Here is a 14,307-nt window from a genome sequence, read left to right as displayed (position 1 = left end):
GTTATTGGTAGACTTCTCCATTTTAGTAAATGCTATATGGGTTTTATGATTAAAATAGGGCAAAAAACCCACCTATATTCGATATCTTGTCACATATTTAAGAATAAATATATGATTGTAGATAGCAAACAAATAGGAGGGTAGTGTGGCATCAATTGTTGGATTTTAATAGAGCTAAAGGATGGTGTTCGACTATACCAAATCTTGATACTCAGGGTGTTTGCTGATGTAAGAGGCGACAAACGAGCACTGTGGCACAACTTTTTTATCCTGTTCGCGCGCATAGTCTAGCGCATGTTTGACTAGACCTGAACCGACACCGCGCCCACCCAATTCTTGCGGTACGATCGTATGGTCATAGACGAGCTTTCCGTCGCGTTCTTGATAGCTGATATAGCCAGTGTGACCATTGATTGAGGTCTCAAAACGTTTGGCTTGTTCATCATGGACAATATCTAAGTGTTTTTTGTCAATATTATCGTTCATATAGCACTCCATTTTTTATAGGTTTTCGCATTATTAATGTTTGTATGAAATGACTTGTTTTTATAATTAGTTATTTCTTTATGTGAGTCATTGCCAATCTTTATTATGAGTCATTGCTCATAGATATAATAGATACTTACGAATGCTTATGGTAAATACAGATAGGCGAAATGTTACCGTTAGTACTAGTGCGTGTCCTCATTTTTATCATGATTTTTGAATGAGGACATGGCCTAGATAAGCTCTACAGATGACATTCTCTGCAATCATTCTTATAACATCTACTTGGCATAAAATAAGGCGTTTTGCACCACAGGCGGTAGATATTTACTTAAGCCGCGCATGAGCGGTTCATCTTTTGGTTCGACAACATTGTTTGTATGTGCTGGTAGATTGGATTGCGCTTGCAAGTGTGCCTGCCATTCTTCTACACTTGGTTTGCTAAAATGCTTGATACGACCTATTACTTGTTTGAATTGGCGACCAAACCGACCAGTGTTATAAGATAAGCCATACTTTTGGCAGATTGCCTGTACTTGTGGCGCGATACGAGCGTAATGGCGAGCGGGCATATCAGGAAAGATATGGTGCTCGATCTGGTGTGACAAATTACCCGTTAAAAGATGAAACCATTTGCTACCTTGAATATTACTAGAGCCAAGGATTTGACGGACATACCAGTCCCCTTTGCTTTCGTTAGCATCGAGATGGGTGTAGATATGCGCCTGTTCGGTAAAGTGACCACAGAATATCACTGCCCACGTCCAGATATTGCGAGCGATATTGGCAGTGAAATTGCCGCTTAATGTACTTATGCCGCTACGACGCCCCATCGTTACTGCTGCTAAGGCTGGCAAGGCGATATAGTCTTTGCCCACTTGTCGACCGATTTTGGCAAATAAAGCGCGAGATTTTTGCTGCATGATGTTATGCAGATCAGGAGAGTCCGCATACTCATCGGTACTGATTTGAATATCATGAAAAGCAACTGCCCACTCAAAACCAAGTGCCAGTCCTGCGGTACTAAGCAGGTTGTAGCGATCTTCTGGCACCCAAGGCTGCTCGTCAGTCACTCGAATCAAATGATAACCAACGTCGTGATCGCGACCAACGATATTGGTATAAGTATGGTGCAAATAATTGTGTGAATGCTGCCAGAGCGGCGCTGGACAAACAATGTCCCAATCAAACTGCTTGCTATTCAGATGTGGATGCTGCATCCAGTCATATTGACCATGCATGACATTATGACCAAGCTCCATATTGTTTAAGATTTTGCTAAAACTTAATAAGGAAGTACCCAATAACCAAGTCGCCACTATACGTCGTCGTGATGACAGTCGACCTGCGACAGCCAGCAGACCACGCGCCAGCACTTCACTATAGACGACGGTGGTATAAACGCGCTGAATGTAGCGAGCATCCTCAGCACCCAGTGAGTCCATCACGCTCTGATATAGCGTGTTTAGCTCAGCAGCCAATGCTTCTGTACGCGCTTTTGACAATTGCGAGCCGCTCAAGGTTGGATATAAACCTTGCTTTGGCGGTACAGTCGTTAATCCAGAAAATGTAGGCACGGCAGACTGTGCGGTGAACATAGAGGGTAATAAGCGCATAGATAGTCCTTAACCGAGACTGCTTAGGGTGTCAGACGACAGCGTCGGTCCAATGATTCTAGTGAGTTTTAGCATATAATATGCTAAAGCGTTAATCTATCGAAATCTGGTACAAGTTGCTGTATTTTAGTTAGTTTACCTAAGGCATGTCATCAATTAGCACATTGATACATTTAGTGGTCTTAAAATGGCTAAATTTTGCCAAACATCGTCAGCAATCTTGTCAATATGTTCATATTTACGGCAATTTCTTCCTTGTTTGGCTGCAATTTTTCTCATTTTAAGCCTCACAATCTAAATGATGACACGCCCTAGGGCAGGTCTTAATTAAACAGTACTAATGATAAGAATAATTAATGAGTGAGCGGGGCTTTATTTTGGTTCACAAGGTATTTTAAACGCTTCAAAACCGTTAATAAGGCGGTACCAACACTGTAAGTCTATCTATAAAAAATATCTATGAGTCTCTATTAAAAATGGCCGCTCAATAGAAGCAACATGCTTTATACATCTAAAATAATCTCTGTCATTGGTATATTGATACAGGTCTGAATGGATTCATAACCATTGCTACTCACTTTGCCCGTTTGGATGTTTTTGACGACACCGCTTATTTTTTGGCAGCGGCATAGCTGGCATATTCCTTGTCTACAACCATAGCTCAGCCGTATGCCTGCTTGCTCAGCCCCTAAAAGCAACGTGGTGCGACTACTAAACTGCTGCTGTCGCCCGCGTAAATATACCGTTTGCGCTGCTATATCTGCCGTTTTGCTTGACTCACCTGTGCCAACGTTCATATCAGCATCGGTCAATGCCGTGCCAAAATGTTCGATAATTACGTTGTCTCGTAGTGAGTGCTTGTTAGTTAAGCTCTCCTCATCTGTTGGCGGGCTTAGTGTGTCAAGGGCGCGGTAAAGCCCTGCTAGTAATGAAGATGAGCCGCAAGCGAATATCGTCGACTCTGCTAATGATAATGGTAGCAGTGATAAAGTTGCTGCGTCTAAGTGTCGCGTGCCTGCTAGCTGGCTACTGTGGCTACTTGGGTCAGTGGTATTGACCATATAATAAGCAAAGTTGGGATAGGTGGTAGCTAGTCGTTGCCAGTACGCTTGAAAAGGCGCTCTCGCCAATGTCGAACGATAATAATATAACAAAGTAACGTGACGTCGTTGTGTCAATGCTTGAGTAATCAACCCTAACATTGGGGTAATACCGCTACCACCAGCGACAAATAAGAGGGGCGACTGCTCAGAGTGTGGCAGTCCACTTTTTTGCTTGGCTAATTTTTCTGATGTATCCGCTAAGGTAAAGTCACCGCTCGGAACGCTACTATTAAAGACCGTACCAAGTGGCGCTTGTTTGGTCAGATAGTCTGAAATTAGCCCTTGCGATTTGATAGCAATAGTGACGGTAGCATGTAGAGTATTGCTAGCGCGATCCTCAGTATTATGGTCAGCGTTATTAGCAACACTATTGTCTACAAGGTTTTTAGTGAAAATAGCATCATGTAAATTTTTTGGCTGCGGAAACAGCCCAACCAGCGAGTAACTGCGCTGATGATTGATGCCATCGATAGGTACGGTCAAATGAATATACTGACCACCTTGCCAGCTATCATTGACTGAAAATGCCTGTCGTTTGAATGCGTGATTGACTTCAAATTGCAGCGCAATCAGTTCTTCATTGAGCACTTGCCGTGCCACAAGGCGAAGTTTTGGTGTGGTCAATGACCAAAACGGATGCAGGCGCGACCCAATGAAATCAACGAACGCGCGTTGGATAATCTCAGGGCGGTAGCCGGTCGTCATAGAATACCTTTTATCATATGCTTTTTAATCATTGTAAAGTCGTGCATTTGACTGCTCGCCTAACTGCTTTTGCCGTCGCTTTTATCAGCGTTTATACATTTTAGAACAGACAAAAGAACTCTACAATTATTAAAATATTTTATTAAGAATATCTAATATCTTAACGGCTATTCATTAATTTTGCGAAAAATTTGCTGCAACTTTTTGTGGGGTTTATAAAACAGAATCGTATCAAGGTGATATGATTATTGTTCAAATTAGGGCTTATACTGACTATTATAGGCTGCATTTAAGCAAATAATCTTGTGCTGATAGACGTAAAAACTTGCGCTTATAGGTGCAAAAATACGAAATCAATGCCAAAGAGTGCTAAAGCCATCTACTAGCTTGCAGGGTATGCGCCACAATGCGATAATGGCCTATAATTTGTAACCCTGATTTTGAGGTGCAGCACGCTTGGCATCATTGCTAAGTATGATTTGCTTGCCTCTTCTATGCAGTCTATCGGAGTGTTAATGGCTCAATATATTTACACGATGAACAACGTGTCAAAACTTGTTCCACCTAAGCGTGAAATCCTAAAAAATATCAACCTATCGTTTTTTCCGGGTGCCAAAATCGGTGTACTCGGTATCAACGGCTCAGGTAAATCAACCTTGCTACGCATCATGGCAGGCGTGGATACAGAATTTAGCGGCGAAGCACGCGCGCAAACGGGCACCAAAATCGGCTATTTGCCGCAGGAACCACAGCTTGACGACAGCAAAGACGTACGTGGTAACGTCGAAGACGGCATGCGCGAAGCGTTAGATGCGCTGGCTCGTTTAGATGCTATCTATGCTGAATACGCTGAACCTGATGCAGATTTCGATAAACTTGCTGAAGAGCAAGGCAAAATGGAAGACATCATCCAAACATGGGATGCCCATAACTTAAGCACTCAGTTAGAAAAAGCCGCTGATGCCTTACGTCTGCCGCCATGGGATGCAGATGTTAGTAGACTGTCAGGTGGTGAAAAACGCCGTGTGGCGCTGTGTCGTTTGCTATTATCACGCCCTGATATGCTGTTACTTGACGAACCGACCAACCATTTGGACGCCGAATCTGTCGCATGGCTTGAGCAGTTCTTGCAGAACTACAGCGGTACTATCGTTGCTATTACCCATGATCGCTATTTCTTGGATAATGTCGCTCAGTGGATTTTGGAGCTTGACCGTGGCCATGGCTATCCGTATGAAGGCAACTATACTGAGTGGCTAGAGCAAAAGAATACGCGTCTAGAGCAGCAGAATAAGCAAGAAGAGTCCTTTGCTAAAGCGCTGAAAAAAGAGCTTGAGTGGATTCGTAAAAACCAAAAAGGCCAACAAGCCAAGTCTAAATCTCGTGTACAACGTTTTGAAGAGTTGAACTCAACAGAATTCCAACAGCGCAACGAGACGGCTGAGATTTACATTCCACCTGGTCCACGTTTGGGTAACAAGGTTATTGAGATTAATGACATCTCTAAATCATTTGGCGATCGTTTGCTCTATGAAAACCTAAGTTTTAACGTCCCAGCAGGTGCTATCGTCGGTATTATTGGTCCAAATGGTGCGGGTAAAACCACGCTATTTAACATGATTACTGAACGTGATACGCCAGATACTGGAACCGTTGATTTGGGTGAAAGTGTCAAAGTCGCTTATGTGGGTCAGGTACGCGACAACTTAGACGATAGCAAAACCGTTTGGGAAGAAGTGTCTGACGGCCTCGACATCATCACTGTTGGTGAATATACCACGCCAAGTCGTGCTTATATCGGTCGCTTTAACTTTAAAGGTTCAGACCAGCAGAAGCATGTCGGGCAGTTATCTGGTGGTGAGCGTAACCGCTTGCAACTGGCGAAGACGCTAAAGCAGGGTGCGAACGTATTACTCCTCGATGAACCATCAAACGATTTGGATATCGAAACCTTGCGTGCGCTAGAGGATGCGATTCAAGTATTTCCAGGTACCGTCATGGTCGTGTCGCATGATCGCTGGTTCCTTGACCGTATCGCCACCCATATCTTGGCGTTCGAAGAAGAAGGCCCTGTTTGGTTCGATGGTAACTACTCTGAGTTTGAGACTTATCGTAAAAAGACCATGGGTGATGCTGCCACTCCTAAGCGTATGAAGTATAAGAAGATCACGAACTAATACGGCTGTTTAGACTATTCAAACGCAATAAAAAAGACCTCTAATCGTTAGAGGTCTTTTTTTGTGCTTCATTTACTTAAGATAACTGGTTATAAATTAACGCTTGCGCCCAAATTTACGCTGCTTTTTATTACTAATCTCAGTAATCGCATGGGTAATTTCCTCTTCGTCTAAGCTGGCGACTTGCTGCAAGATTTGCATCATATCAGGCGTTAGCACGTATTTGGCATGATGCGCAATGTCATGAATACGGTGGTCAAAGGTCAGTATGCCCGTTTCATCGTCCTTTTGTAGATAGTCAAGGCGGGTCAAAGCGCTAATAAAACTAGTAAATAATGCGCGGTCAAAGAAGTCAGGAATGTCATCCGCATACAGCACAGACAAGCGCTGACCGAGCAAGTGGCACAGATCAACGACTTCGTTTTCAGTCAGGTTGCCAGAGCCTTGTTGAGCAAGGAGGGCAAGCGTCATAAAGTAACGTTCAAGGCTTTGCTCAACTGGCGTCGCAAGCACTTGTAGCTGCTGATAGCATTTGCTATTGGACTCGGGGACGCTAAGTACACCATCACCCAACTCGACGATCAGTCCATGACTGAGCAGATTATCTACTTTTTTGTTGAGTGTTTCGGCTAAGCCATGTGCTGGATAATATAAAAACAGCTCACTTTGTAAAAATGGATATAACTGTTCGGCAATATTATCCAAACGACTGCGTTCGATACGTCCATTGCGCGCGACTAAAGCGGCTAGGAATGATAGCAGAATAAAGACATGCAAAATGTTATTACGGAAGTAGCTAAGCAGTGCTGCTTGCTTGTCTGCGACCTGAATGATGTCGCCTAAAATATGTGGAATACGTTCGATCAGTTTGAGCTTGACCCCATAATCGATAATCTGCTGCGGGCTCATATCAGTGATGACTGTATCCTCTGAATAAGCCAGCTGCTGAGCAAGACCTTGATAGAGCGCGATTTGCTCACGGCAGATATCTTCATCTAGTGCTGCTTTGGGAGCAGACAGAAGCACTAATGACAGTAACGATACGGGATTGACCACCGCAGCTTTATTGATATGCTGCATGATTTTTACACCGATGTTGTCGACCATGGCGCTGGTTTTGGCATCGAGTGGGGTATCAGTGCGATCAGTCGGTAAGCTATTGGCTGCCACATCGAATTTTGTCATAAAGTCACTAAGGTGAAGCGGTTTGCCAAAACTTAGATGGACATTGCCAAAGATGCGCTCAATTTTACGACCAACTTTGAGTAAGCCGATTAAAGATTCAGACTCTTTTGGCTTGCCTTTTAGTTCGCCCACATAAGTACCGCCTTCCATAATCCGCTCATAGCCGATGTAAGTTGGAATGAATACCACTGGCTTATTGGTTTGGCGTAACTGGCTGTGTACAGTCATCGCCAGCATGCCCATCTTTGGTGGTAGCAGACGACCTGAGCGTGAGCGACCGCCCTCGATGAAGTATTCGATAGGCGTATTACGAGTAATAAGCGTATGCATATATTCGCGCAACACAGCGGTATAAAGCGCATTACCACGGAAGCTACGACGAATATAAAACGCCACCGCTCCGCGTAATAGTGGACCTAAGACGGGCACATCTAAATTATCACCTGCTGCAACGTAAGGGATGCTCAGACCACGCTTGTAGATAACGTAAGACAGTAGCAGATAGTCGACATGACTACGATGACAAGGCACGTAGATGATTTCGTGATCTGTTGCCAGCTCGCGCACTCGCTCAAAATGATGGACTTCTACACCGTCATAAAGCTGTGTCCATAACCATGTCAAAAATCGATCAAAGACGCGAATAATCGGGTAGGAGTAGTCATTCACCATTTCATTGGCATAGCCCTTCGCGAGGCTACGGGCGTCACGAACATTGATACCTGATGCTTCGGCCTCGGCTTCTATCGCATGCTTAATCGCTGGTGAATAAACCAGTTTATCGACCAAGTTGCGTCGATCTGATAAGTCAGGACCGAGCATACTAGCGCGCTGCTTGTCTAGGTAGATCTTGAGCTGTTGTTGCAGCATGCGCACCATCTCACGATTGCCATCGGCAGCCGCGACCAACGCATAACTTGGTACGGTATCCGCCTCATTGGTGCCATCAGTAGTAGAATTGACTGAATCAGTGGCAATAGAATCAAAGACAGCTGGACCTTCTACGTGTCCTTTAAGATTGTCATTAATAAGGGTACGCAAGTCTTGCGGTGGATGGAACTGGACAAAGGTATCGCGTCCCATCACCCCAATATTAAACAACTGCTTGGTAATGCTGGGATCTTCCCAGTTATCAGCCGTTAAAAGCTTAAAGAGGGAATCTTCTTTCTCAGGTGCGCGTCCCCACAATATAGATACCGGCACCAAACGCACTTTTAACTCTGGATACTGTAAAACAGCAGACACCAAACGAGAAAGGCGCGGCGATAGCTGACTGTCTTTGGCATGGGGATGATGCAAAAATATGATGGCCGCATTTTCTTTAATATTATGGGCGGCGTCATTTACCCCAACCAATGCTGGTGGCAGATTGTGCTCTTGCGTCTGCAAATCGATCAAAATACTGTTGGAGCGCGAATAATCTTGCAGCACATAAAACCTTAGCGTCTGATCGTCAGTATCAAACTCCGGCAATTCACCCAACAGTTTCGGCTTAACAGCGATATCAAGCAGTTGACCCGATACCTTGCGATATAGCTGATTGATGGGCGCATTCGAGTAAGGCTTGGTCGCAATTGCAGCGTCATCGGTTGCTGCATCGCTGCCTGTCGCTGACTGGCTATCGGTCGCGACTGGCGCTTTAAAAATCCGTTTTTTTAGGAACTTATTCTTTAAGAAACTGGGTATCATAATGGATATCAAAATTAGTAAATTGTATTGCCCTCATGATGCCATAAAAGCCATCAAAGCGATATATTGTGTCTGTATATACTGCTAATATTAATACGATTTGGTGACCATTTCGAGCGTTAAATACTGGGTGAGATGCTTAATTATTTGAGTTATAAAGGCTTTAGCGCAATGATATAGTGGCGTAAACTACTACTAAATATCAAACTTTAGATCGCTATCGGTTGAATTGAGGACACGCCCTAATCTTTACTCTCACTTATTTCAATTAAATAACCATAAGTTAAATACCTATGACTCCTGCTATCAAACTTGCCAAACAGCGCGGCCTTGATTATCAGCTGCACGAATATACTCACGACAGTAATGCTGCTTCTTATGGATTGGAGGCTGCCGAAAAACTGGGCATTCCAGTCGCTCAAGTGTTTAAGACTTTAGTGGTGTCCACTGACAATGGCTCACTGGCAGTGGCTATTTTGCCAGTGGACAAAATGCTGAGCTTTAAAAAAATGGCCAAAGCCTTATCGGCTCATAAATTGATGACCTGCAAAAAAGTACAAATGGCAGACCCTAAGCAAGTCGAACGTAGTACAGGTTATGTACTGGGCGGGGTTAGTCCCCTTGGACAAAAGAAGCGCTTGATGACCGTCATTGATATGTCTGCTGAACAGCAGCCAACCATTTATGTGAGCGGGGGTCGCCGCGGGTTAGAAATCGAATTACCACTGACACAATTGGCTGCCACTCTTGATGCCTGTTTTGCTGATATTACCGATGACTAATGGTTAAACTCAGACTTGATATGGACACTAAATTCTCACTCATTATTCACACTTCTTTAAGGATAGACTCATGCCGCATTTAACCATCCAAGTGACGCCTAACGTCAGTATTGCTCATGAAGAATCATTGCTCAAGTCGCTCAATAAAGTGCTATGGGACAGTGGTCAGTTCAAACAACAAACTGATATCAAAGCACGCATCCTACCCATCCAAACATTTCTGGTGGGTGTGGAAGATGATGAGCAGGCCAATGGATTTATTTACGCGCATCTAAAAATGATGACAGGACGCGATATAGCCGTTCGCAATCAGTTGGCAGAGCTATTGGTCGCAACGATAGAAGATCAGTTGAGCGCCGCGCAATCGGGACGTTCAGCATTGCAGATATGCGTGGAAGTTGAAGAGATTAGTGCGGTCTATCATAAAAAAATGCTTGGTGATTAGTATTAGTAATCAATATTTGCCGTGTGCTTTACCGTTACTCGTATTTTAGTAAATCTACAAATACTCGCACAGTGGCTCGCTGGCATACTTAGGTAAGACAATCACTTCAATGCTATAACCTGCCGTTTGACCTTGGGTGGCCATCAGATTACGAGCAATGCGCAATCGATAAGTCCCCGTGACAGGCAAGCAGCCTTGATAAATGATACCGCCTTTGGTGCCATTTTGTGTGCCATTGGGCATATGCAGCACACCGACATTGGCAGTCTCAGACGTACCAGCAAGTGGTGCAATATTAATGATGGCATATTGCCAACTGTTGGCGTGAAAACGATACCAGTGCTCGTTTTCATTGGGCTTTAGCTGACCAGTTACCGTGCTACTAATAGCACCTTTAGCAAATTGAATAGGAGTGTCGCTACTTTTAGCCAACGCACTATTCGCGCTAACACCTATTAATGTGGCACTCAGCAACAGCACTTTTACCACCGATGTAGTTAATAAATTGCTTTTGTTATTCATGGACAACATCATCGCCTCCTAACTGAGTTTGTTATTTATTTGCTCTTCCCAGCACTAGGGCGTGTCCTCAATTTTAAAATGAGGACACGCCCTAGTGCTTTCTTAGTTTTAGTTAAGCATAAAAAAGCGCCTAAAGAATAGGCGCTTTTTTTATCAATGATTGATGAATTTGCTTTTAATCTTAAATCTTAATCTAAGAAAGCAAAGTTTTCGATTTTCATGGCAGTCATGCTGCTGCTTGGTGCAACCATACCTTCGGCGTGACCTGAGGTACGTGGCAACAGTTTATCGAAGTAGAACTCAGCAGTTTGGATTTTGGCTTTGTAGAACTCTGGTGATTCTGTGCCGCCATTTTCAAGCTTGTCATAAGCGACAGCCGCCATACGTGCCCAGTGATAACCCATCATGACATAGCCTGAGTACATCAAGAAATCGTCTGATGCTGCTGAGATGATTTCACGGTCTTTACGAGCCATTAGCATCAAGCGAACCGTTAAGGTATTCCACTCAGCACAAAGCTTGGTCAATGCCCAAACGAATTTACGCATGTCTTTATCAAGTGCATATTCGCCACACCATTTCATGATGCTTGAGGTGTAATCGCGGATGATCTTACCTTTAGACTGCAAGATAACCTTACGACCAAGCAAATCAAGTGCCTGAATACCAGTCGTACCTTCGTACATAGTAGCGATACGCGCATCACGAGCAATCAGCTCCATGCCCCACTCTTTGATATAACCGTGACCGCCATATACTTGCTGACCGTGTTTGGCCGCTTCAATGCCTAGCTCAGTTAAGAAGCCTTTGAGGATAGGTGTATAGAAGCCAAGTTTATCATCCCATTTTTCAAATTCTTCATCATCGCCATTGATGATGCCTTGTGCCATTTTATCAGCATAGCGTGCTGAATGATAAATCATCGAGCGACCACCTTCAGCAAAGGCTTTTTGGGTCAATAGCATACGACGGACATCGGCATGATGAATGATAGCATCAGCTACTTTCTCAGGATCTTTCGTCCCTGATAACGTACGCATTGAGCGACGATCTTTCGCATACGGTAGGGCGTTTTGGAAAGACAGCTCAGTGTGCGCCAAACCTTGGATGCCAGTACCGATACGAGCGGTGTTCATAAAGGTAAACATGGCTTTTAAGCCTTTGTTTGGCTCACCAATGAGGTAACCGACCGCATTATCAAAGTTTAGGACGCAAGTCGCTGATGAGTTGATGCCCATTTTGTGTTCAATAGAACCACAAGAAACGCCATTGCGCTCGCCACTTTCGCCTTCAGCATTCGGCAGAAATTTCGGTACGATAAACAATGAAATACCACGTGTGCCTTCTGGTGCGTCCGGTAGACGTGCTAGCACAATGTGAATGATGTTATCTGTTAAGTCATGCTCACCACTTGAGATAAAGATTTTGGTGCCGCCCAGCTTGTAGCTACCGTCATCTTGTGGAATGGCTTTTGACTTTACTTGACCCAAGTCAGTACCACATTGTGGTTCAGTCAGACACATGGTGCCTGCCCAAGAGCCTTCGACCAATTTATGTAGATAAGTCTCTTTTTGCTCATCTGTACCATACTGTAAAATGGTGTTGATACAGCCTGTAGATAGACCAGGATACATTGCCCATGGCCAGTTCGCCGTACCGATCATTTCAGCTTTGATTAGGTTCAATGAAGTCGGTAAGTTCATACCACCGTATTGTTCAGGATAAGAAATACCTTGCCAACCGCCTTCTACAAACTGGTCATAAGCGTCTTTGAAACCTTTAGGGGTTGTGACTACGCCATTTTCAAAATGACAGCCTTCTGCATCAGCTGGCTGATATAAAGGTGCCAAGACGTTTTCGGCAAAATCTGCCATACCTTGAAGAATCATATCAACGGTTTCAGGGTCAGCGTTTTCGCCATTGTCTAAGCTTTTATAATGCGTTTGATAGTCGAACACATCATTTATTAAAAACTTGATATCACGTAAAGGTGCTTTGTAAGTTAACATAGTCGGTCTCTTTGGTTAATTCGCTGTCGTAGACTTAGGATTGAAAACCAGAGTTTATTCGAGCGGATGTTTGCTTATTTTGATACAAATGAATGATATTGTAGATGGTGAGTTGAACTTATTAAAATATCGTCTGTAATGACAGTCGCTAAGTGTTACTTAATAAAAGTTAACTATTATGATAGTTATCCAAGTATAAGACTTCTATAACGACAAATATATAACTTATAACTAATATTCATAATTCGTACTATTATATATTAAATTAAGTTATGTGTCGGTAAAATATTCACGTTTAAATAATAGCATTACGAGTCATTTTCATTCAAACATCGTGCAAATTAAAGTAAGAAAGACAATGTTCCATCAATCGGCGCAATATCGAGGCAAGAGGAAAATCGATTTATGAGCGCATCAAAGCGTAAGGCAAGTTGGGTGTCTTGGCTGGCAGAACGGTTTGCCTATATTAAGTCGTTAGTGTTGGGTGAGCTGCCGCATTTGTTAACAGTTAATCGCAGCAAAAGACCATGGCATATGCCGATTATCGCTGCCATTGCCATTAGCTTCCCCGTGTTCGTCGGTGCTTATTTTGATGCTTTGTCTTCAGGTATTAAGGCTTCGCTGGGGGCAATGATTATCCTCAACTTGCCGTTGTCAGGCACACTACCGTATCGTTTGGTGACGGTCATGGCGTGGGGATTTGCCATGGTGTTGAGCTTTGCGCTCGGACTGATCGCTCAGCAGATACCTGTGCTCAGATTGCCTGTATTTGCATTGCTTGCTTTTGCCATCGTCATGTTGGGTCGTTACTATCGACAGCCGCCACCGGCAGGATTGTTTGTGATGATGGCAGGGGCGATCGCGTTATTTATTCCTGTGCCGTTGGCGCAAGTGCTATCAGCGACAGGGCTAGTGATGTTAGGTGGTGGTATGTCGATGTTACTAGCGCTGTTATATAGTCTGTTTTTATTAGCGACGCGTCCTACTGTGCCTGCGCCCGTTTATCTTTATGAATCGGACATGATTAGCGACAGTCTCATTGTGGCCAGCTTTGTGAGCTTGGCGTTGGCCATCGCGATATTGCTAAAGATGCCTTATCCCTACTGGGCAGCTGTGAGCTGTTTCATCATTATTCAAGGCATGCAGCTACGCACGATGTGGATCAAACAAATGCATCGCTTACTCGGTACATTAGTGGGAATGGCGGTGGCGAGTTGGATGCTGTCGTGGGGGCTATCGATATGGGGCGTTGCGATCGCTATTTTGATAATGATGCTCTGTATCGAGTCATTGGTCGATCGTCATTACGGCTTGGCAGTGGTATTTATCACGCCGTTGACGATATTTATCGCTGAATATGGCAGCATGTCGCTGGTGCCGCCCGTCGCCGAGGAGATCATTCGTGTGCGTATGCTTGATACTACGATTGGTTGCGTGGTGGGGCTTAGCGGTGGTCTGGCCATACACTCAAGCCGTTTGCGTGTGCCGCTAAGACAAATAGAAGCTTGGCTGCTCGCGCGTTTTGGTCAAACAACGAAAGAATAAATGAAAGGCGTATGACAAAGCTGTCTGATTCGGCTTCATACGC

Annotated in this window: 10 protein-coding genes; 4 read left to right on the top strand and 6 right to left on the bottom strand. The window is 44.1% G+C overall.

The genetic code is table 11. The features are described from left to right. Window positions 1–192: 192 nt before the first annotated feature. From IE130_RS06415 to IE130_RS06405, 3 genes are all read right to left on the bottom strand, one after another. The gene (locus tag IE130_RS06415; RefSeq protein ID WP_189583406.1) at window positions 193–486 is read right to left on the bottom strand and encodes a GNAT family N-acetyltransferase; all 294 of its coding nucleotides are present in this window, start codon (window positions 484–486) and stop codon (window positions 193–195) included. Between the two features lie 281 nt (window positions 487–767). Then, window positions 768–2,102 carry a fatty acid desaturase family protein gene (locus tag IE130_RS06410; RefSeq protein ID WP_189583403.1) on the bottom strand — a complete coding sequence of 445 codons (1,335 nt, stop codon included), beginning with the start codon at window positions 2,100–2,102 and terminating at the stop codon, window positions 768–770. A gap of 503 nt (window positions 2,103–2,605) precedes the next feature. Next, the gene (locus IE130_RS06405; RefSeq protein ID WP_189583400.1) at window positions 2,606–3,910 is read right to left on the bottom strand and encodes a flavin reductase family protein; all 1,305 of its coding nucleotides are present in this window, start codon (window positions 3,908–3,910) and stop codon (window positions 2,606–2,608) included. 515 nt (window positions 3,911–4,425) lie between these two features. On the opposite strand from IE130_RS06405, the gene ettA reads away from it, so the two are divergent. Then, complete coding sequence (gene ettA, locus IE130_RS06400; protein ID WP_189583397.1) at window positions 4,426–6,087, top strand: energy-dependent translational throttle protein EttA; 1,662 nt, start codon at window positions 4,426–4,428, stop codon at window positions 6,085–6,087. A 96-nt stretch (window positions 6,088–6,183) separates the two neighbouring features. On the opposite strand, the gene plsB is transcribed toward ettA, so the two are convergent. Next, the gene (plsB, locus tag IE130_RS06395) at window positions 6,184–8,961 is read right to left on the bottom strand and encodes a glycerol-3-phosphate 1-O-acyltransferase PlsB (protein ID WP_189583394.1); all 2,778 of its coding nucleotides are present in this window, start codon (window positions 8,959–8,961) and stop codon (window positions 6,184–6,186) included. 293 nt (window positions 8,962–9,254) lie between these two features. Between plsB and ybaK the strand changes: the two genes are divergently transcribed. Together ybaK and IE130_RS06385 are read left to right on the top strand one after the other, a co-directional pair. Then, the gene (gene ybaK / locus IE130_RS06390) at window positions 9,255–9,743 is read left to right on the top strand and encodes a Cys-tRNA(Pro) deacylase (RefSeq protein WP_189583378.1); all 489 of its coding nucleotides are present in this window, start codon (window positions 9,255–9,257) and stop codon (window positions 9,741–9,743) included. A 70-nt stretch (window positions 9,744–9,813) separates the two neighbouring features. Beyond that, window positions 9,814–10,188 (top strand): 5-carboxymethyl-2-hydroxymuconate Delta-isomerase, encoded by a 375-nt coding sequence (locus tag IE130_RS06385; RefSeq protein ID WP_189583363.1) that lies wholly within the window; start codon window positions 9,814–9,816, stop codon window positions 10,186–10,188. Window positions 10,189–10,242: 54 nt separating this feature from the next. Here the strand turns inward: IE130_RS06385 and IE130_RS06380 are convergent, their stop codons facing one another. Beyond that, the gene (locus tag IE130_RS06380; protein WP_227676153.1) at window positions 10,243–10,710 is read right to left on the bottom strand and encodes a hypothetical protein; all 468 of its coding nucleotides are present in this window, start codon (window positions 10,708–10,710) and stop codon (window positions 10,243–10,245) included. A gap of 188 nt (window positions 10,711–10,898) precedes the next feature. Continuing rightward, window positions 10,899–12,719, bottom strand: coding sequence for an acyl-CoA dehydrogenase C-terminal domain-containing protein (locus tag IE130_RS06375; RefSeq protein ID WP_189583358.1), 1,821 nt, complete (start codon window positions 12,717–12,719; stop codon window positions 10,899–10,901). Window positions 12,720–13,124: 405 nt separating this feature from the next. Here IE130_RS06375 and IE130_RS06370 point away from each other — a divergent pair, with 405 nt between their 5' ends. Continuing rightward, window positions 13,125–14,264 (top strand): FUSC family protein, encoded by a 1,140-nt coding sequence (locus tag IE130_RS06370; protein ID WP_189583355.1) that lies wholly within the window; start codon window positions 13,125–13,127, stop codon window positions 14,262–14,264. The last annotated feature ends 43 nt before the right edge of the window (window positions 14,265–14,307 follow it).

Origin of the sequence: Psychrobacter glaciei, from assembly GCF_014652895.1 — a bacterium.
Classification (GTDB): Bacteria; Pseudomonadota; Gammaproteobacteria; order Pseudomonadales; family Moraxellaceae; genus Psychrobacter; species Psychrobacter glaciei.
The sequence above is the reverse complement of the archived record's forward strand: the minus strand, read 5'-3'. Positions and strand labels throughout refer to the sequence as shown.

What these genes read in the sequence shown, in the direction of transcription:
- IE130_RS06415 (WP_189583406.1), bottom strand. Translation starts at nt 486, where the DNA reads ATGAACGATAATATTGACAAAAAACACTTAGATATTGTCCATGATGAA.
- IE130_RS06410 (WP_189583403.1), bottom strand. Translation starts at nt 2,102, where the DNA reads ATGCGCTTATTACCCTCTATGTTCACCGCACAGTCTGCCGTGCCTACA.
- IE130_RS06405 (WP_189583400.1), bottom strand. Translation starts at nt 3,910, where the DNA reads ATGACGACCGGCTACCGCCCTGAGATTATCCAACGCGCGTTCGTTGAT.
- ettA (WP_189583397.1), top strand. Translation starts at nt 4,426, where the DNA reads ATGGCTCAATATATTTACACGATGAACAACGTGTCAAAACTTGTTCCA.
- plsB (WP_189583394.1), bottom strand. Translation starts at nt 8,961, where the DNA reads ATGATACCCAGTTTCTTAAAGAATAAGTTCCTAAAAAAACGGATTTTT.
- ybaK (WP_189583378.1), top strand. Translation starts at nt 9,255, where the DNA reads ATGACTCCTGCTATCAAACTTGCCAAACAGCGCGGCCTTGATTATCAG.
- IE130_RS06385 (WP_189583363.1), top strand. Translation starts at nt 9,814, where the DNA reads ATGCCGCATTTAACCATCCAAGTGACGCCTAACGTCAGTATTGCTCAT.
- IE130_RS06380 (WP_227676153.1), bottom strand. Translation starts at nt 10,710, where the DNA reads ATGAATAACAAAAGCAATTTATTAACTACATCGGTGGTAAAAGTGCTG.
- IE130_RS06375 (WP_189583358.1), bottom strand. Translation starts at nt 12,719, where the DNA reads ATGTTAACTTACAAAGCACCTTTACGTGATATCAAGTTTTTAATAAAT.
- IE130_RS06370 (WP_189583355.1), top strand. Translation starts at nt 13,125, where the DNA reads ATGAGCGCATCAAAGCGTAAGGCAAGTTGGGTGTCTTGGCTGGCAGAA.